The 21,076-nt window shown below is 39.5% G+C and carries 15 protein-coding genes; 14 read left to right on the top strand and 1 reads right to left on the bottom strand.

Translation table 11 applies throughout. From position 1 onward, the window contains the following. Positions 1-95: 95 nt before the first annotated feature. Together ED2_RS11425 and ED2_RS11420 are read left to right on the top strand one after the other, a co-directional pair. Positions 96-620 (top strand): hypothetical protein, encoded by a 525-nt coding sequence (locus ED2_RS11425; protein WP_005879985.1) that lies wholly within the window; start codon positions 96-98, stop codon positions 618-620. Between the two features lie 13 nt (positions 621-633). After that, positions 634-1,233 (top strand): hypothetical protein, encoded by a 600-nt coding sequence (locus ED2_RS11420; protein ID WP_016176504.1) that lies wholly within the window; start codon positions 634-636, stop codon positions 1,231-1,233. Positions 1,234-1,491: 258 nt separating this feature from the next. Here the strand turns inward: ED2_RS11420 and ED2_RS11415 are convergent, their stop codons facing one another. After that, positions 1,492-3,051 carry a ClC family H(+)/Cl(-) exchange transporter gene (locus ED2_RS11415; RefSeq protein WP_005879980.1) on the bottom strand — a complete coding sequence of 520 codons (1,560 nt, stop codon included), beginning with the start codon at positions 3,049-3,051 and terminating at the stop codon, positions 1,492-1,494. 196 nt (positions 3,052-3,247) lie between these two features. Here ED2_RS11415 and pcrA point away from each other — a divergent pair, with 196 nt between their 5' ends. From pcrA to ED2_RS11355, 12 genes are all read left to right on the top strand, one after another. Then, positions 3,248-5,485: a DNA helicase PcrA gene (pcrA, locus tag ED2_RS11410; protein WP_016176505.1), complete on the top strand. Its 2,238-nt coding sequence runs from the start codon at positions 3,248-3,250 to the stop codon at positions 5,483-5,485. A gap of 14 nt (positions 5,486-5,499) precedes the next feature. Beyond that, the gene (ligA, locus tag ED2_RS11405; protein WP_016176506.1) at positions 5,500-7,536 is read left to right on the top strand and encodes an NAD-dependent DNA ligase LigA; all 2,037 of its coding nucleotides are present in this window, start codon (positions 5,500-5,502) and stop codon (positions 7,534-7,536) included. 105 nt (positions 7,537-7,641) lie between these two features. Continuing rightward, positions 7,642-7,947: an Asp-tRNA(Asn)/Glu-tRNA(Gln) amidotransferase subunit GatC gene (gatC, locus tag ED2_RS11400; protein WP_005879975.1), complete on the top strand. Its 306-nt coding sequence runs from the start codon at positions 7,642-7,644 to the stop codon at positions 7,945-7,947. After that, positions 7,947-9,416: an Asp-tRNA(Asn)/Glu-tRNA(Gln) amidotransferase subunit GatA gene (gene gatA, locus ED2_RS11395; RefSeq protein ID WP_016176507.1), complete on the top strand. Its 1,470-nt coding sequence runs from the start codon at positions 7,947-7,949 to the stop codon at positions 9,414-9,416. Before gatC ends, gatA begins: the two co-directional genes overlap by 1 nt. Continuing rightward, positions 9,416-10,846: an Asp-tRNA(Asn)/Glu-tRNA(Gln) amidotransferase subunit GatB gene (gene gatB, locus ED2_RS11390; protein ID WP_005879971.1), complete on the top strand. Its 1,431-nt coding sequence runs from the start codon at positions 9,416-9,418 to the stop codon at positions 10,844-10,846. Before gatA ends, gatB begins: the two co-directional genes overlap by 1 nt. A 9-nt stretch (positions 10,847-10,855) precedes the next feature. Next, positions 10,856-11,899, top strand: a complete 1,044-nt coding sequence (locus tag ED2_RS11385) for a diacylglycerol kinase (RefSeq protein ID WP_005879969.1) — start codon at positions 10,856-10,858, stop codon at positions 11,897-11,899. A 578-nt stretch (positions 11,900-12,477) separates the two neighbouring features. After that, the gene (gene rlmD / locus ED2_RS11380) at positions 12,478-13,848 is read left to right on the top strand and encodes a 23S rRNA (uracil(1939)-C(5))-methyltransferase RlmD (RefSeq protein ID WP_005879967.1); all 1,371 of its coding nucleotides are present in this window, start codon (positions 12,478-12,480) and stop codon (positions 13,846-13,848) included. Between the two features lie 376 nt (positions 13,849-14,224). Continuing rightward, positions 14,225-15,259, top strand: coding sequence for a LacI family DNA-binding transcriptional regulator (locus ED2_RS11375; RefSeq protein WP_005879965.1), 1,035 nt, complete (start codon positions 14,225-14,227; stop codon positions 15,257-15,259). A 104-nt stretch (positions 15,260-15,363) separates the two neighbouring features. Then, positions 15,364-16,647 (top strand): PTS sugar transporter subunit IIC, encoded by a 1,284-nt coding sequence (locus ED2_RS11370; protein WP_016176508.1) that lies wholly within the window; start codon positions 15,364-15,366, stop codon positions 16,645-16,647. A gap of 81 nt (positions 16,648-16,728) precedes the next feature. After that, entirely contained in the window at positions 16,729-17,181 is a 453-nt protein-coding gene (locus ED2_RS11365; protein WP_016176509.1) for a hypothetical protein, read from the top strand. Between the two features lie 19 nt (positions 17,182-17,200). Beyond that, positions 17,201-19,453 (top strand): alpha-galactosidase, encoded by a 2,253-nt coding sequence (locus ED2_RS11360; RefSeq protein ID WP_016176510.1) that lies wholly within the window; start codon positions 17,201-17,203, stop codon positions 19,451-19,453. Continuing rightward, positions 19,443-21,076, top strand: a 1,634-nt coding sequence (locus tag ED2_RS11355) for a beta-galactosidase (RefSeq protein WP_174520043.1), incomplete at its 3' end; no start/stop codon positions are given. The genes ED2_RS11360 and ED2_RS11355, both read left to right, overlap by 11 nt.

The following is a 21,076-nucleotide window of genomic DNA, read 5'->3' as shown; positions in this document are numbered from 1 at the left end:
CGTTATCTTTAGTATATAAGCACGTCTAAATTCAAGTATATTGGAAAGTATGAGATTGCCACGTTGTTCATTGTATAGTGAGGAGGACAATTATGATGGAAAGGTTGAAAAATAATCGCAAGCAGCACGTTGTCGGTATTTTGTTCGTCACAATTCTACTGGCTGTTACTTGGTTCATTTCTCAACATCATGTTCAAGGAAAAACAGAAAAAGTGGCTGTTGTAAGCGGTGAGTTTTTACCTGAACAAAAAGATGCGCAAAAAATATCTGATAAAGAAATGACAAAACTTGCGCAATTGGCACTGGATAAAAGCAAATTCAATTTGGTTATCTCGCCAGAAGCAAAATTCTGTGAACAAACGTTAAAAGGAGATTTGAAGATCAAAAACCCAAGCAAAAATAGTTACCCTATCAATGTGGAGATTCGGGAGAAAACAACCGACCGACTTATTTATACTTCTGGAGCAATTGAACCTGGTTATGAAGTAAAAGAAGTGACTTTGGAACAAAAGTTGAAAAAAGGGGAGTATCCATCTGTTGCATTGTTTAGTCTCTATGATCCGATTACGAAAGAAAAAAAAGGACAAGTTGCCGCAGGAGTCAAATTAACGATCGAATAGGGAGGATAAGTGGATGAAAAGACTGTTGATTCGTTTATTATTAGTGGGCAGTTTTATCGGAGGCACGGTGCCGATGATCACTCAAGCGGAAGAAATAAACGAGAAAGAACATGCGGATATCGAAGTGAATGGATCATTGGGAGTAGACCGTGAACGGATGGAAGAAATCAACGAAAACAGTGAAGATTGGCTCAATGTGACGGTGGATACTGCGACGATTTTCTATAATGTCAATGGTCAAAAAAAGATCCAATCGCCAACTTATAATATTACGAATAATTCCAGTTGTCCGGTAGATGTTTCGATCACCAATTTTGTTCAAACAAATAACGAGTCGATTGCTGATATCTCTGCTTTGACTCTGACATCACCCACAGCAACAACAGATGAGACCCTGATTTCAAACGGCACACTAATCAATTTTGGTAGCCCCATCCACTTATTTACTTTAGCAAATAGGGAAGGAAAATTGACTACAGATGGATTGACTAATTATCCGTCTGCAACGACTTTTGGATATGGTGGCACATTGACTTCGAATTCGGTGTCGAAAAGTTATCCAGTCTTTACGATGACGTTACAATTGGATGCCCTTTCGTGGATGGAACCTTAAAGAACCATAAAAAACGTGGGACAAAAGTAAGAAACACTTTTGTCCCATTCTTTAAAAACGAATAAACGGTGGGAGCAGAAACAACTCCTTCTGTCCCAACCTCTCTCTCCAATTTCTCAAACCTAAACGACTTTTGTCTTGACCTTTTTTTCAACTACGTTTTTCGAAGGATAAACCGAGAGCTTAAAAAGTTTAAGAAGCAATAGTCAAGATCTTCTGCTCTTTTCAAACTGATCGATTCTATCCTGATTACTTATTTTAAAAAGATTGTTTCAGTGTAGGATGATACGAACGCTTAGCAATTTCTTTTTTGACTGAAGAAAGATGTGATTCATCTGTCAAAATGACTAAAATATCTCCCATTTGCATGATCGTATCTCCGTGGGTCAATAGTTCGTTTTTTCCTCGAATGATCGAAACAAGCAACATGTCCTGTGGCCAATTGAAATCACGAACCATCAAGCCATCTAGTAAGCTTTCTGCTGTGATAGGAAACTCAAAGGTTGTTTTCCCCTTTAGGAATGGAGGATGTTTATGAGCAAGCAAACGTTCAAGCAACGATTCATAAATCGGATTTCCGCCTAATAGGTCATTGATGATATAAGCGACTAGAGCCACTAAGCCAAGGGGCATCAGATGATTCAAGGAGCCAACCATCTCGGTTACCAAGATGACGGCAGTCAACGGAGCTTTACCGATCGCTGCAAAATAGCCAGCCATTGCAATAACGATGAAATCTTTGATATAAATAGGGTCCATTCCAAATGTGTGCACCAAGATAGTTCCGTAAATACTCCCTAATAAAGCGCCTAAAGTGAGGATCGGTAAAAATATTCCTCCAGGCAGACTGGCACCGTAAGAGACCATTGAAAAAACAAATCGAAGGATAAACAGTCCAAAAATCATCATCAAAGGTAAAGATGAATGACCTAATGAGATAATGATTTGATTTCCGCCACCTAAGATCGTCGGCCAAAAATAGCCAATCGGTAAAATAAGTAAGAATGGAACGAGTCCATGCCAATAAGAAGGCAAAGGTACTTTTTCATACATCCGGGGCAAGCTGAGTAGTACCTGTTGATAGACAAAACCCAATACGCCTAAAAAGATTCCTAAAACAATCAGAGAACCGTAATATTTTAAAGGCAAAGAAGGTAATTCTCCTAGAGATAAAACTGGTTTAAGCCCAAAAAAATAAAGAGAAACAAAATTTGCCGTTACCGCTGATGCAAATGAAGTCAACCAGACTAATGGAGAAAAAGAATGATGGATTTCTTCTAGAACGAATAACAGACCAGCAATCGGTGCGTTGAATGCAGCTGCAAGACCCGCACTTGCACCACTAGAAATCAGAATCTTCTGTTCGGAGGAGACACTTCGGAAGAGTTGACTTGTTCCTTGGCCAACCACTGCACCTAACTGTATAGAAGGGCCTTCTCTACCTAAGAATAAACCAGAACCAACAGAAAGTATCCCGCCAACAAATTTCTTCCATAAAACAGAAAACCAGGAAATCGTTAGTTCACCTTGCAATTGACCTTCGACTTGAGGAATCCCACTACCTTTGATATCAGGATCACTTTTAATCAATAACCCTACCAGTAATGCAACAATGATGCTTACGACTGCACCAAGGATCAAGTAAATCGGTTCCCTTTGTGTCAATTCATAGAAGTGTTGCGTGAGTATGCCTAATTTTTCAATGGCCAACCGAAAAAGACTGACGACGATACCAGTAAACAACCCCACTACAATCCCTTTTAAAATAAAATAAAGTTGTGTTTTATCAATTTTTTTTATTGTTGCTTTTTTTTCCATCTTAACGCCTCGCTTCAACTTAATTTATCGCGAAATGAATGATTTTACAAGATTAAATGAAAGAAAAAAATTTCTTTTCATCTATTTATGTAAGACTAGTCTAATTTTCAGCATATTTAGGTGGCGAACATTTTCTTTAAGGAAGAGCCGGAAAATGCTATAATTTAGAAGATTGATAAAAGAAAGGATGTTGTTAATGTCATCCAAGACGGAATTATTGAACGGGATGAACCCTCGTCAAAAAGAAGCGGTTCTTCACACGGAAGGGCCATTACTATTGATGGCTGGCGCAGGAAGTGGAAAAACGCGAGTGTTGACCCATCGGATTGCGTATTTAATTGAAGAAAAAGAAGTAAATCCATGGAACATCCTTGCGATTACTTTTACCAACAAAGCAGCCAAAGAGATGAAAGAACGGGTCAATAAAATTTTAGAACACGGAGGAGAAGATGTCTGGGTCTCGACTTTTCACTCAATGTGTGTGCGTATTTTAAGAAGAGATGTCGATTTTATCGGCTACAATCGTAATTTTACGATCATCGATTCGTCAGAACAGCTTTCACTGATGAAACGTATTTTAAAGGAATTGAATATCGATCCTAAAAAGTATGATCCAAGAAGTATCCTTGGGACCGTATCACAAGCCAAAAATAGTCTGCAAACGCCACAAGACTTTGCAAAAATGCAAGGAAGTTATTATGAAGAAATCGCAGCAAAGTGTTATGCGGCTTACCAAAAAGAACTACAATACAATCAATGTATGGACTTTGATGATTTGATCATGAATACGATCCGATTGTTTGAAGAACATCCAGATTCATTGACTTATTACCAAAATAAATTCCATTATATCCATGTCGATGAATACCAAGATACGAACCATGCCCAATATACATTAGTGAATCTACTAGCGAAAAGATTCCGAAACTTATGTGTTGTAGGTGATGCGGATCAAAGTATTTACGGTTGGCGTGGAGCAGATATGCAAAACATCTTGGATTTTGAGAAAGACTATCCAGATGCGAGTGTTATTTTGTTAGAACAAAACTATCGCTCTACAAAGAATATTTTAAGTGCAGCGAATCAAGTCATCGAAAATAACAGTAACCGTAAACCAAAGAATCTTTGGACAGAAAATCGTGAAGGAAATAAAATCACTTACTATCGTGCAGATAATGAAAGAGATGAAACACGATTCATCATTGACCGTATGCAAGAAGAAATAAGAGAAAATCAACGAGATTATGGTGATTTTGCAATTTTATATCGAACGAATGCCCAATCCCGTGTAATGGAAGAAACGCTTCTCAAAGCCAATATCCCTTATAAGATGGTCGGAGGGCATAAGTTCTATGACCGAAAAGAAATCAAAGATATTTTAGCGTATTTGAATGTGATTGCCAATCCGCAAGATTCCATCAGTTTTGAACGAATCGTGAATTCGCCTAAACGAGGAATCGGACCAGGTTCGATCGAGAAACTAAGAAATTTTGCGACGATGCACCAGTGGCCACTGCTAGAAGCGGCTCAAAATGTTGATTTAGCCAATATTAGCGGCAAAGCAGGACAGCAATTGGGCGCATTCGGTGAAATGATCAGTGAAGTGACGCAAATGTTGCCTTATCTGACAGTAACTGAATTGACGAAAGAAATCCTAGAGCGCAGCGGGTATCTAGAAGATTTAAAGATCCAAAATACGTTAGAATCGCAAGCAAGATTAGAAAACTTGGAAGAATTCTTAACCGTTACACAAGAGTTTGACAAACAGTTTGAAAAACAAAATGAAGAAGATGCTGACGCACCAGATGAAAAGCTGACCGTCTTCTTAAATGATCTAGCCTTAGTGTCAGATATCGATAACTTAGAAGAAGAAACTACCCAAGTTACCTTGATGACACTACATGCAGCTAAAGGCCTAGAATTTCCAGTAGTCTTTTTGATTGGTCTAGAAGAAGGGGTCTTCCCCCTATCAAGAGCACTAATGGAAGAAAGTGAACTTGAAGAAGAGCGCCGACTTGCGTATGTTGGAATCACTAGGGCAGAAGAATCACTGTACCTAACAAATGCCTTCTCAAGGACTTTATATGGTAGAACACAGTATAACCGCCCTTCTCGTTTTGTCGAAGAAATCGATCAAGAGTTATTGGACATTCAAGGAATGCGGCCTACACCGAAAAAAAGCACACCTTTTGCATCAAAAGCAGCTACGCCAATCTACAAGCAGCCTGCTACAACAGTCGTGTCATCAAAAGCAACTACAGGCGGAGAAAGTAATGATTGGAAAGCAGGAGATAAGGTGAAACATAAAAAATGGGGAGCTGGCACAGTCGTAAGAGTGAGCGGTACTGCAAAGGATCTAGAACTAGACGTGGCATTTCCTAGTCAAGGAGTCAAACGATTATTAGCTGCTTTTGCACCAATTGAAAAAGCTTGAGTGGAGGAAAGAAAATGGAACACGAAATGACGATAGACGAAGCCGCTAAAAGAGCGGAGGAGTTGAGAACCCAATTAAGTCAGTGGTCTAAACAGTATTATGTCGAAGATAAACCAACAGTCGAAGATTACGTGTATGACAAAGCATATGCGCAATTAGTGGCAATTGAAGAACAGTATCCCGATTTGATCACATCAGATTCTCCTACGCAACGCGTAGGAGGGAAGGTCCTTACAGGATTCGAAAAAGTCACTCACGATATTCCATTGTATAGTTTGAACGATGTATTTAGTAAAGAAGAACTCTTTGCTTTTGATCAGCGTGTCCAAAAAGCGATTGGGCATCCAGTTGATTATTGTTGTGAATTGAAGATCGATGGGCTGTCTGTTTCTTTGCGCTATGAAAATGGTGAATTTGTCAGAGGTGCTACACGAGGAGATGGAACTGTCGGCGAGAACATCACTGAAAATCTGAAGACAGTGCGATCCGTACCTTTGGAACTAAAAAATCAGATCAGTATCGAAGTCCGTGGCGAATGCTTTATGCCGAAAAAGTCATTTATTCAATTGAACAAATCGAGGGAAGTTGAAGGGCAAGATATCTTTGCAAATCCACGTAATGCAGCTGCAGGTTCTTTGCGACAGCTTGATTCTAAAATAACAGCTAAAAGAAATCTGGATACCTTTTTGTACACAGTAGCAGATTTTGGTCCAATGAAAGCAAAGACCCAGTATGAAGCGCTAGAAGAATTAGACAAAATCGGCTTCCACATCAATCAGGAAAAACGCTTGTGCCATTCGATTGAGGATGTATGGTCATTTATCGAAGAATACCATGAAAAACGGGTAGATCTTCCTTATGAGATCGATGGTATCGTCATCAAAGTCAACGATTTTGCTTTGCAAGATCAATTAGGATTTACTGTAAAAGCACCGCGTTGGGCCGCAGCGTACAAATTTCCACCTGAAGAGGTAGAAACCAAAATCGAAGCAATCGAATGGACAGTAGGACGCACCGGCGTTGTCACACCTACTGCGATCATGACTCCTGTCCGTGTGGCTGGTACGACAGTCAGTCGAGCAAGTCTGCACAATGGCGATTACATCAAAATGAAGGACATCCGCTTGAACGATACCGTTCAAATCTACAAAGCTGGCGATATTATTCCAGAAGTCGCTCAGGTAGTATTTGAGAAGCGACCAGATGACAGTGAAGAGTATCCGTTACCATCACATTGTCCAGTCTGTCAAAGTGAGCTCGTGCATTTAGATGAAGAAGTCGCTTTGCGGTGTATCAATCCGAAATGTCCGGCTCAAATAAAAGAAGGACTCAATCATTTTGTCTCTCGTAATGCAATGAATATCGATGGACTAGGACCAAGAGTTTTAGCACAAATGTACGACAAAAAATTGGTGTCTGATGTAGCTGATCTCTATAACTTGACCGAAGAACAATTATTGACTTTGGATAAAATCAAAGAAAAATCCGCAAACAATATTTTAACTGCAATCGACAACAGTAAAGAAAATTCAGTGGAACGCTTGATCTTTGGGCTAGGAATCCGTCATGTAGGCGCAAAAGCTGCAAAAATCTTAGCAGAACATTTCGGTGATTTGGAGAGCTTGAGCAAAAGCGATTTTGAAACGATCATTTCTTTAGATACGATTGGTGATATCATCGCAGACAGCGTAGTTACCTACTTTAGTAATGAAGAGGTCCATGATCTATTAGCTGAACTGAAACAAGCGGGAGTCAATTTTGACTACAAAGGGATTCGTCCAGCACAAATCACAACGATCGATTCACCATTTAAAGACAAAACAGTTGTGTTAACTGGTAAACTGACGCGATTCACTCGAGAAGAAGCAAAAGAGACGATCGAGAATCTAGGCGGAAAAGTAACCGGAAGTGTCTCGAAAAAAACAGATATCGTCGTGGCTGGTGAAGAGGCTGGAAGCAAACTGACGAAAGCACAAGAATTAGGGATCGACGTTTGGACAGAAGAAGAAATGGCAGAGGCGTTATCTGAAAGTCGGACAAATCCAGAGTGAAGTCCAACTTTTTTCAGATAAATTTCAAGAAACAATTTCAGATAACAAACTCTTATGTTAAAATAGAGAGCAAAGTTTTTAACTCGTGTAGAAAGAAGGGGTAGTATGGCGATCAGTGAAGAACAAGTGAAACACGTTGCCAAATTAGCAAAACTTGCGTTCGCAGATGAAGAACTTGCAAGTTTTACCGACCAATTAGGAAAAATCATTGATATGGTGGAATTGCTAGAAGAAGTAGACACTGAAGGTGTTCCATTTACATCAAATGTGGTTGAAACTGTAAACGTTATGCGTCAAGACCGAGCAAATTCAGGTTGGAATCGCGACGAATTAATGAGAAATGTACCAGAAAAAGAAGATGGCTTTATTAAAGTGCCAGCAATTATTGAAAATGGGGAGGCTGGCGCATAATGACAAAATTGTATGAGCACTCTTTAGAAGAATTGCATGCAATGCTTGTATCTAAAGAAATCACTGCACAAGATCTAACAAAAGCAACATTTGACCGTATCAAAGAAACAGAACCAGAAATCGATGCGTTCATTACCTTGAATGAAGAAAAAGCAATGGCGATTGCCAAAGCGCTTGATGAAAAAGGAATCGATGAAAGTAACGTATTAGCAGGTATTCCGATCGGTATCAAAGACAATATCGTTACAAAAGACCTATTGACTACGGCTGCTTCAAAAATCTTATTCAATTTCGATCCAATCTATGATGCCACAGTAATGGATAAAGTTTACCAAGCAGACATGATCCCAGTCGGCAAATTGAACATGGATGAATTTGCTATGGGCGGTAGTACAGAAACATCTTACTTCAAGAAAACGAAAAATGCATGGGATCACACAAAAGTTCCTGGTGGATCATCAGGTGGCTCAGCTGCGGCTGTAGCAGCTGGTCAAATCCCAGTTTCTTTAGGTAGTGACACTGGCGGAAGTATTCGCCAACCTGCATCATTTAACGGAATCGTCGGGATGAAACCAACATATGGACGTGTTTCCCGTTTTGGTTTGATTGCCTTCGCATCTTCTCTTGACCAAATCGGACCAATGACCCGTACAGTCAAAGACAATGCGTTAGCTTTGACAGCTATCAGTGGGTATGACGAAAAAGATGGTACTTCATCAGGTGTGTCTGTGCCTAACTTCGCAGAGGGATTGACAGGTGACATCAAAGGCATGAAGATCGCATTACCTAAAGAATATCTTGGTGAAGGTGTTGCTCCTGGTGTGAAAGAAGCAATCCTTAAAGCAGCGGATACGTTCCGTTCCCTAGGTGCAACGGTTGAAGAAGTCAGCTTACCACATTCAAAATATGGTGTAGCTGTGTATTATATCATCGCTTCATCAGAAGCAAGCTCAAACTTGCAACGTTTTGACGGTATCCGCTATGGCTATCGTTCAGAAAATGTAAAAAATCTTGAAGATGTATATGTAAACTCACGTACAGAAGGATTCGGTGAAGAAGTTAAACGTCGTATCATGTTAGGAACATTCTCATTGAGTGCAGGTTATTATGACGCTTACTTCAAGAAAGCCGGACAAGTCCGCACGTTGATCAAACAAGACTTCGAGAAAGTTTTTGCTGACTATGACTTGATCATCGGCCCAGCTTCACCAACCGTAGCTTTCGGAATCGGTGAAAATATCAATGATCCGATCATGATGTATATGAGTGATATCTTGACTATCCCAGTCAATTTGGCAGGTCTTCCAGGAATGTCAGTTCCTGCAGGATTATCTGAAAACATGCCAGTTGGTTTACAGATCATCGGGAACTATTTTGATGAAAAAACAATGTATCAAGCAGCATATGCTTTTGAACAAGCAACAGAATTCAAAAATCAAAAACCAACAATCTTAGGAGGGAAAGACTAATGAATTTTGAAACAGTCATCGGGCTTGAAGTCCACGTTGAGTTGAAGACAAACTCAAAAATCTTCTCTCCAGCACCAGCTCACTTCGGCGCTGAACCAAACAGTAATACAAATGTGATCGACTGGGGGTATCCTGGGGTATTGCCAGTCATGAATAAAGCTGCGTTAGAATTTGGGATGAAAGCAGCGCTTGCATTAAACTGTGAAATCTCAAAAGATACTCATTTTGACCGTAAAAACTATTTCTATCCAGACAATCCCAAAGCGTACCAAATTTCTCAATTTGATCAACCAATTGGACATGATGGCTGGATCGAAATCGAAGTAGAAGGCAAGAAAAAGAAAATCCGTATCGAACGTGTCCATCTAGAAGAAGATGCAGGAAAAAATATGCATGGAATCGGTGGGTACTCCTATGTTGACTTGAACCGTCAAGGAACGCCACTGATCGAAATCGTTTCTGAAGCAGACATGCGCTCACCTGAAGAAGCTTATGCTTATTTAGAAGCACTACGTTCAATCATCCAATTTACTGAAGTCAGTGATGTGAAGATGGAAGAAGGGTCAATGCGTTGTGATGCCAATATTTCTTTACGCCCATATGGTCAAGAAGAATTTGGTACAAAAGCAGAATTGAAAAACTTGAACTCTCTTTCTTTTGTTAAAAAAGGACTAGCGTTTGAAGAAAAACGTCAAGCAAAAGTCTTATTATCAGGCGGCGAGATCCAACAAGAAACACGCCGTTTTGATGAAACAACAAACAAAACGATTTTGATGCGTGTCAAAGAAGGATCAAGTGACTACCGTTACTTCCCAGAACCTGATATTCCAAAATTCGTGATCGATGATGAATGGATCCAAAAAGTGAAAGCAAGCCTACCAGAAATGCCAGCTTCTCGTCGCCAACGATATATCCAAGAGTTAGGATTACCTGAATATGATGCGATGGTCTTGACTTTATCAAAAGAAATGTCAGATTTCTTTGAAGAAACATTAGCAAATGGCGCAGATGCAAAACAAGCTTCTAACTGGTTGATGGGAGAAGTTTCTGCATACTTGAATAGTGAAAAACTTGAATTGGCCCAAACAAAATTAACACCTGAAAATCTTTCAGGGATGATCCGCTTGATCGCTGATGGCACAATCAGTTCAAAAATCGCGAAAAAAGTCTTCCGCGAGTTGATCACGGATGGTGGAGATGCACAAGAAGTAGTTGAGAAAAATGGTTGGGTACAACTATCTGATCCAGCAAAACTTTTGCCGATCATCAATGAAATTTTAGACAACAATCAACAATCCGTTGATGACTTTAAAAATGGGAAAGACCGCGCAGTTGGATTTTTAGTTGGACAAATTATGAAAGCAACGAAAGGACAAGCTAATCCTGGTATTGTCAATAAATTGCTTAAAGAAGAATTAGCAAAACGCTAGAGGTAAATGATGAAAAAAGCTCGAGTGATTTATAATCCCACCTCTGGAAAAGAACTATTGAAAAAAAATCTAGCCGATATCCTCCAAGCTTTGGAGGAGTCTGGCTATGAAGCAAGTGCATATGCCACGACACCAGAAGAAAACTCAGCGAAAAATGAAGCGACAAGAGCAGCAAAGGCAGGTTTTGACCTGATCGTAGCAGCAGGCGGCGACGGAACGATCAATGAAGTTGTAAATGGTATTGCATCACTGGCGCAACGACCAAAAATGGCCATTATTCCTGCTGGTACAACAAATGACTACGCACGGGCATTAAAAATTCCGCGTGACAACATCAAAGCAGCGGCTGAGGTAATCAAAAAGAATCAAACGGTTAAAATGGATATCGGTCATACAGATGACAGCTATTTTATCAATATTGCTGCCGGAGGTTATCTGACAGAACTAACCTATGAAGTTCCTTCAGAACTGAAAAGTATCTTCGGCTATCTTGCTTACCTTGCCAAAGGCGCAGAAATGCTGCCGAGAGTAAAACCAATCAAGATGCGCCTGAAGTATGACGAAGGAGAATATATTGGCAATGCCTCGATGTTCTTCCTTGGTTTAACGAACTCTGTAGGTGGTTTTGAAAAAATTTCTCCAGATGCCAAATTAGATGATGGTAAATTTTCATTGATCATCGTCAAAACAGCCAACATTTTTGAGATCCTGCATATCGCTGCGTTGATGTTGAATGGTGGACGCCATGTAGACGATCCACGTGTCATTTACACAAAGACTAGCAGTCTGTTTGTGGAAACCGAAGATGACGTCAATCGTCCTGTGATGATCAACTTAGATGGCGAATACGGCGGTAATGCGCCAATGCACTTCCAGAATCTACACCAACACATCGAATTTTACGCAAATACTGATCAGATCCCAGATGAAGCGATCACTGGAACGGATGAAGAAGTATTAGATGAAGTAGGAAAAGAATTCGTCAAAGAAGTGGAACGCTTAACTGATGAAGACATTGACGGCGATGGCAAAATCGCGGATAATGAAAAATAGTTCAAAAGAGGGAAAAGAAGTAATCAGTTTGATAAAATAAGCCGGATCATCCCGAAAATAGCTTGCGATATTTTCGAGATGATCCGGCTTATTTCTGAAAAAAGTACGATTGATCTTACTTAAATATGATGAAATACACGAATACTTGGGATAATACCTCTTTATTGTGAAAAATCAACAAAACTGTGGTATGTTAATATCAATAAGGTAGAAAGTACGATTTCGTTGTCGAGAAACGAATCAACAATGAGACTGGGACAGAAGTGGTTAACTCCGAGAAATAAGAAATTAACGAAAATTGCTTTTCAAAATTTTGTGAATTTCGGCTTATTTAAGAAGGAGTTGCTTCTGCTCCCACCGTTTATTCGTTTTTAAAGAGTGAGACAAAAGTGTTTCTTACTTTTGTCCCACGCTCATTTCTTTCTACTTAGGACTAAAGATTTTTGTCACGACCTGAACGCATGTTTCAGAGACTAATGACTTGAACAGAAGATAAAGACAGCGTATGAAAGCTATTTTATACTGTGTCTTCTTAATTTAAAGCTGTACAAGCACTGTACCTCATAAAGGAGTTAATCATGAAAGAACAAACTGTTAAAAAAAATGAACGTTACACCGTTGACATCATTGATTTAAGTTACGAAGGATTGGGTGTAGCCAAAGTAGATGGGTATCCACTTTTTATTGAAAACGCACTTCCTGGCGAACAAGTAGAGATCCTTGTAGTAAAAACTGGAAATAAATTCGGTTATGCAAAGGTAATGAATTGGCTAAAAGAATCTTCTGATCGTCAACCTTTAGAAGATAACCGATTGTTGCGCACGGGAATTGCTCCGTTAGCGCATTTAAAGTATGAACAACAACTTCAATTCAAACAAAAGCAAATCCAAAATGTAATGACTAAAATTGCCAAAATGCCAGAAGTAGAGATTTTACCGACAATTGGTATGGAAAATCCAGTCGCTTATCGAAATAAAGCCCAAATCCCAGTAAGAAGAATCGATGGACGTTTAGCAACAGGTTTCTATAAAAAGAATAGCCATGAACTTATTGAAATCGATGATTTTTACATCCAAGACCCTGCAATCGACCAAGCAATCATTGCGGTGCGAGAAATATTGCAACGTTTCCAAGTACGAGGCTACAATGAAGCAAAAAATGAAGGTCAAATCCGTCATATCATCATCCGAAGAGGACATTATTCTCATGAGATGATGGTTGTACTTGTGACACGCAAAGAAAAATTCTTTAAAGGAAAAGAAATTGCAGAGGTGATCCATGAAGAATTACCAGAAGTTGTTTCAGTGATCCAAAATATCAATGAAGAGAAAACGAATGTTATTTTGGGAGATAAAGAAAAAGTTTTATATGGTAGAAGTTATATTGAAGACCAGCTACTAGGAAAAACGTACCGTATCTCTTCAAAATCATTTTATCAAGTAAATACAGAGCAGACTGAGAAATTGTACCAGAATGCTATTGATTTTGCAGACTTGAATGAACAAGATGTAGTCGTGGATGCTTACTCAGGAATCGGTACGATCGGTTTATCTTTAGCAGACCGTGTGAAAAAAGTCTATGGTATGGAAATGATCCCTGAAGCAATCGAAGACGCTCAGTTCAATGCGTTGACCAATAAAGTTGAAAACGCACATTATGAAGTCGGTAAGGCAGAAACTGTCATGAAAAAATGGCAAGACAAAGGGATTACTCCGTCTGTCATTGTTGTTGACCCACCAAGAAAAGGATTAGATGGCCGTTTTATCGAATCAGCAATTGCGATGGAACCAGAAAAAATCGTTTATATTTCATGCAACCCAGCAACCTTTGCAAGAGACGCAAAACTATTTGCTGATGCAGGCTACCAAGTTGAGAAAATCCAACCAGTCGATCTATTCCCACAAACGTATCACGTGGAATTAGTCGCCTTACTAACACGTAAAGCTTAATACGAACACAGCGAAGCAATTCAGAGTAAGAACTGGATTGCTTTTTTGGATTTTAGGTAGAAATTACTGATTTTTAGTGTGCTAGAGTGGATTGATCAGTATTTTGTATACAAGAAAATACTTAGAAAAAAGTCTTGTGTTTAGAGCAAAAATCGAAACAAAGCTTAAGCGAGAAATAATTGGGCACTTCGACAATTAGCCTTGTACTTAGTAGATTTAAGTGGCGTTGAGGATAGGATATGATTGTGCACTTACTCTTTCTACACATCGATCGAATGACATTTTTTTTATTTGAAAAATTATAGTTGACAGTCTATGGGATATTGCCTATGCTTAAAAGTAAGTTTAGTAAACAGTAAACAGACGAGGTGCGAGTATGGCAAGTATGAGAGATATTGCAAAGCTAGCGGGAGTCTCCGTAGCAAGTGTTTCCAGAATCCTAAATAATGATGAGACGTTTAGTATCAATGAGAACACCAGAAGACGGGTCATTGAGATCGCGAATCAGTTGAATTACTCTAAGGAGAAAAATCAAATAAGTTCACGTGAAGTTGGAGACAAAAATACGATTGCTATCATCACTCGACATGATAGTGCATCAGAAGGAAATGATCCTTACTTTAGGATGATTCGTACCGGTATCGAAAAAGAAGCTGCAAAATGGCGATTAAAAACGATTCGCGTCTTTTCAATGCGTGAATCAAACAAAGACTTGGGCCAATTGGCTAAGTATGGTGCGGTAATTATCATTGGCGAAATGACAGCTGAGGCCTTAGCGGAAATCAGTCAGCACAATGATAAACTCATTTTGGTAGATAATTACAGTGAAGAACTATTGTATGATTCTATCCAAACTGATTTTCCACAAAAGACACATCAAATTTTGGATATTTTGCAGGCTAAAGGACACGAAAATATTGCTTTTATCGGTGGAGTAGCTAGTCGAGTGACGATCTCTGGAGAAGTTGTTTATGACGAGCAAGAAATCCGGGCGGAAAATTATAAGAAATGGATGCTTCTGAATAAATTGGATAAGTATATCCAAGTGTTGCAAGGAAAATGGTCTCCTGAAACTGGTTTAAATTTTGGGAAAAAAATCGCACGGATGAACCCGCGGCCAACAGCGATTATTGTGGCTAGTGACCCCATGGCAGTTGGTGTGTATAAGGCGCTCACTGAAGAAGGGTTGTCGATACCTAAAGATATCTCTGTAGTCAGCTTTGATGATATTGAGATGGCACAGTTTATGACACCAGCTCTATCCTCGGTAAAAATGAAAGCAGCGGAGATGGGACAAATGAGCGTGGAATTGGCTAAAAATAAGATTCTTGGTATTCGTACTATGCCAGTTAGAGTTATTTGTGGCAGTGAGTTGATTATTAGAGAATCCATTGGAGAGAGAAAAGATTAGTCAAATGACTGATCTTTTTTTATTTAGGGGTTGTGTAAACATTAACTAAACAGATATACTGATTTCAGTAAACGTTTACAATTAAAAAATAAAGGAGAACAAGTATGAAGTTTATTGATAAATTAGCCGAAAAGATGGTGCCATTTGCTCAGATAATTGCCAATAATAAGTATTTATTAAGTCTTCGAGATGGGTTTATGGTTGCTTTTCCTGCAACGATGTTTGCATCAATTATGATTATTATTCAAAATCTTCCCGCTACTTTTGGACTCTCTGAGAAACTCCCAGAAGGATTCATGACTTTCTTAAATGACTTTTTTGGACCAATTGGGAATGCAACGATGAGTATCACAGCAATTTTTGTCGTTTTTGGTATTGGGTATCAACTTGCTGGTAAATACGGACAGCCCAAATTATTTGCCGGAGCAATCTCTCTATCTTCCTTTTTGATGCTTTTGCCTTATGGCTCTTCGGATGAAATGGGTACTGTGATTCCTTTGTCCAAATTGGGGGCAGAAGGAATGTTTGTTGGTATTATCACGGCTATTATTGCAACCCAGATCTACTGTAAAATCAGTGCCTCAGGGTCAACCATCAAGATGCCAGACTCTGTACCACCGATGATCGCCGAATCTTTTATGGCAATCATTCCTGGTGCTGCACCTCTGTTTCTTTTTAACTTGATTCGCTATTTATTTACCTTTACTTCTTGGGGAAATGCGGTTGACTTTGTCTATGAAATTTTACAAAAACCATTGATGGGCTTAGGCGGGACCTTGCCAGCTGTTTTACTTGCTGTATTGTTCACTCAATTTTTCTGGTGGTTTGGGATCCATGGTACTATTGTTGTCAACGCCGTAATCGATCCAATTATGAATGCTTTGGCAATTGAAAACTACGAAGCGTACAAAGCTGGAGCTGAACAGCTACCACACATCATCAATACGACTTTTATGGGTGTTTTTGTGAATCAAGGTATGCAACTGGGAATCTCGATTACGATGGCTTTCTTTATCGCACGCTCGATTCGGATGAAAAAACTGATGAGGACAGTTGTCGCACCATCTGTGTTCAACGTTTCTGAGCCAATGACTTTTGGACTACCCATTGTTTTGAATCCAATTGCTTTTGTGCCGTGGATTTTAGCACCATTAGTCAGTACCGTTATTTCTTATTTTGCGATTGCTAGCGGATTGGTTCCACGCCCTATAGGAGCAACTGTTGTATGGACAACACCTGTTTTCTTATCTGGTTGGCTTGGGACTGGATCGATTGCCGGCGCGATTTTACAATTAGTAACCGTGGTAGTAATGACACTGATTTGGGTACCGTTTTTAATTGTGATGGACCGTGGTTACTTGAAAGATGAAATTGCATCACATGATTAAACAGCCTTATTGTTGAGCAATGAAGCTAAAGTTAACATGGGTGAAAATAACGTTGCAAAGCAAACTCAGAAAGGACTTAACATGAGAACTGATACATTGACCTGTAGTTACCAAATGGATACAACATCTTCGACTTTTTTCAGTATTCTACTTGGTGAACAAGAAAAATTCTTTTTGGCAAAACACTTGACCACATCCTTTGGAGAAGGGTGTCAAATCGAAACCATGATTCAAACTAAATCAGCGCCACAGTTGGTTCCAGCAGTGATGACTGTCAAAAAAATCACAGCCGATGAACTTTGGATAAACACTGTTCATGAAGAAGGCGTCATTGATCAACGTTACCAAGTGACGAGTCAGAAAAATGGCAAGCTGCAGGTCACGTACTCGGAGCAAAGCCATTTCGCTCGGCAACGGACTGCATACAGTTTTATGCTAGTCGCGCTTTTTTACAAATTCTTTTTTAATCGTGGCGTCAAGAAAAGAATGCGTTATCTCGAAGAGCTGTGCCAAAAAGTAGAAACAAGAAAATAGGAAAATTTGAGGAAGAACAATGATAGAAATTATTAACGACACCTTATTTCATTTATATAATGAAAAAATTAGTTATGTGATGTCGATTTTACCGAATCAGCAATTAGGACATGTGTACTTTGGTCCATCGCTAGGAAAACTTGCTTCCTTTGATCAAAGTTATCTAGTCAAGAAAGAAAATAAATCAGCGGGTACAGTGAAATTTTTTGAAACGGACAATTTGTTTACATTGGCAGACCGTTTTCAGGAACTGCCAGTCTATGGAACCTCTGATTTTCGGGAAGGTGCGGTATCGATCTTTGAGGAAGCGACACCTTTATATGTGGATTTTAAATTTATACAAGCCCATTGTTTTCAAGGGAAAGAACGTGATCTCGCCCAGCCAGCTAGTTTTGCGAAGACTGATGAAAGCCAAAGCATTGTTTTCGAATTAGCCGATACGGAACGGAATTTGAAAATGCACATCACCTATACTATTTTCAACGGGCTAGGCACGATTACTAGAAAGCAAAAAATAATTAATTTAGACGCCAAGCCACGAAAATTAGAACGCTTACTAAGTGGTGTGCTTGAGTTGAGAAATCAAGATTTTGAGTTGCTCCATTTATCCGGTGCTTGGTTAAAAGAGCGTCATATAAAGTCCACACCCCTTACTCAGGGGACAATCAGTGTTGGCTCGTTAAAAGGGGCTTCTAGCCATCAACATAATCCTTTTGTGGCATTGAAAGAGAAATGTGCTACCAATGATGTGGGGCGAGTTTATGGTGCTAATCTGATTTATTCAGGAAATTTTTTGGCGCAAGTAGAAATGGATGAATGGGACAATGTTCGTTTGATGTTGGGGATTCATCCTGAGCAATTCACTTGGACCCTTGACCAAGGAGCATATTTTGAAGCACCTGAATGTCTTTTTACGTTTACCGAAAATGGACTGAATGGTTTGAGCCAAGAATCTGCTCGATTTGTCGAAAAACATGTGATTTCACCTTACTGGCAAAAGCGTGACCGACCAATCGTCTTCAATAATTGGGAAGCAACTTATTTTGATTTTGATGAAGAAAAATTACTGGCCTTAGCAAAAGAAAGCCATTCTCTAGGAATGGAATGTTTTGTTCTAGACGATGGCTGGTTTGGAAAAAGAAACGATGATCGTAGTTCTTTAGGAGATTGGATAGCTGATCCGCTAAAATTTCCTCAAGGCATTGGTCGATTTGCTGAAAAAATCCATGACATCGGGATGCAGTTGGGAATCTGGTTTGAACCAGAGATGGTCTCACCTGATAGTCAGTTATATCAAGCGCATCCAGAGTGGGTAGTCAAGCATCATTATGAACGAATTTCAGTAGGGCGTGGTCAATATGTGTTGGATTTTGCTAATCCGGCAGTTGTTGATGGGATTTTTCACGCAATGAAAAAAATCATTGCTGAAACAAAATTAGACTATATCAAATGGGATATGAATCGGAATATCACCGAAGCATATTCACCATATTTAGCTGAACAAGGGATTGCTCAGACTGAATTTTATCATCGTTATATCTTGGGAGTGTATGCACTGTATCAAAAAATATTAGCTGAGTTTCCTACGCTTTTGATTGAAGGTTGTGCAGGTGGCGGTGGAAGGTATGACTTGGGAATCCTATTTTATAGTCCTCAGATTTGGCCGAGTGATGATAGTGACGCCGTGGAACGTTTGTCGATTCAGACTGGAACTCTGCTGGGATATCCGCTTTCTTCCTTTAGCAATCACGTTTCTGCTACTCCTAACCATCAAGTTGGGCGAATCACATCACTAACATTTCGACAAAACGTTGCGATGTTTGGACCTTTAGGATATGAATTGGATCTATTCAATCTAACTTCTGAAGAAAAGCAAGCGATTCAGACTCAGATTGCTTTTTATAAACAACATCGACAATTATTGACATTTGGTATTTTTTATCAAGTACAGCCGATAGGACAAGGGAATGAAGTTGCTTGGGCAGTTTATGATCCGCAACAAGAGAAAGCATTGATTGGCTTTTTTAGAGTTTTAGCACAAGCAAATCCAACAGCTGAAGCTTTTTTACCGCTCAGATTCATCGACCCAACTCAAGTATATCAGGCGAATGATGAAAAGGTTTCTGGCCAAATTTTGAAACAGATTGGGCTACGCAAGCCATATCAGTTTAATGGGGTCAATCCTGGGACTGCTCAAGTAACCGGTGATTTCCAATCCTATGTGTATCATCTACAATTAGCTGAAAAAAAGGAGCAGACGGATGATGAATAAATTTTTTGACCAACACTTTATGCATGGTGGAGATTATAATCCAGATCAATGGTTGGACTATCCTGAAATTTTAAAAAATGATTTGGACTACATGCAGCAAGCACATATTAATACTGTGACTTTAGGTGTTTTTGCTTGGAGTGCTCTAGAGCCAGAAGAAGGTGTCTATCGGTTTGAGTGGTTGGATGAAATTTTCGATCAAATTCAAGCGATTGGCGGTAAGGTCATTTTGGCAACACCAAGTGGTGGACGACCTCAATGGTTGAGCCAAAAATATCCTGAAGTGAATCGAACCAATGCCCAAGGACAAAAACACACGCATGGTTTTCGCCACAATCATTGCTACTCCTCACCAATCTATCGGAAAAAGGTTCATCAAATCAATGAACAGTTGGCAAAACGCTATGGATCACATCCCGCGTTAGCAATGTGGCACATTTCCAATGAATATTCTGGAGAATGTTTTTGTGGCTATTGTCAGGAAAATTGGCGCAAATGGTTGCAAAAAAAATATGGCGACTTAGCAACGTTGAACCATGCATGGTGGATGAGTTTTTGGGGGAATAACTACTCGGATTGGTCACAAGTCTTACCACCTTCGCCATTAGGTGAACATAAAGTACATGGAATGGACCTCGATTGGAAGCGATTTGTTACCGATATGACTATTGATTTTTATTTGCATGAATGTGAGCCGATCCGTGAGCAAACTCCGGATATCCCGATAACAACTAATTTTATGGCAGAAGGACATGCTACACAAGATTTTATTCCATTAGAAGGTATTGATTACAGTAAATTTGCTCGGTATGTAGACATCGTAAGCTGGGATAGTTATCCTGATTGGAATAACGATTTTGAGACATTAGCTGCTACAGCAATGAAATCGGCTTATGTTCATGATCAATATTGGTCATTGAAGAAACAACCTTTCTTAATCATGGAATGCACGCCAAGCTTTGTCAATTGGCATCAATTCAATAAAGCGAAGAAGCCTGGTGTTCACCAACTGAGTGGGATGCAACAACTTGCTCACGGCTCTGATAGTACGCTGTATTTTCAATGGCGCCAATCTCGTGGAAATTCAGAAAAATTTCATGGAGCCGTGGTGGGACATGATAATTCTGTGAAGAACCGTGTTTTCAAAGAGGTTGCTGATTACGGAGCACGTTTGGAAAAAATTGGAGAAATTCAAGGAACGACAAGAAAAAAGAAGGTTGCGCTTCTCTTTGACTGGGAAAGCAATTGGGCATTGAAACGCGGTGGCGGCTTTGGACGACCAACTAGACGCTACCCTCAGACATTGCAAGAACATTATCGCTATTTCTGGGAACAAGACATTCCTGTCGATATCTTAACTCCTGACCAAGATTTTTCCGAATATTCATTGGTCGTCGCTCCAATGCTTTATATGATGACAAGTGCAACAATGGAAAAACTCAACAAATATGTGGCAACTGGTGGTACGCTAGTTTCTAGTTACTTTACTGGTATGGTCAATGAAAATGATCTGTTATATCTTGGTGGAGTGCCACAGCCGCTAAAGGAGCTTTGGGGGATAGAAGTATTAGAGTTAGACACTCTTTATCCAGAGGAACATAATCAAATCAGCTATCAAGATGG

This window comes from Enterococcus durans NBRC 100479 = LMG 10746 (assembly GCF_001544215.1).
GTDB classification, from domain to species: Bacteria; Bacillota; Bacilli; order Lactobacillales; family Enterococcaceae; genus Enterococcus_B; species Enterococcus_B durans.
The sequence above is the reverse complement of the archived record's forward strand: the minus strand, read 5'-3'. Positions and strand labels throughout refer to the sequence as shown.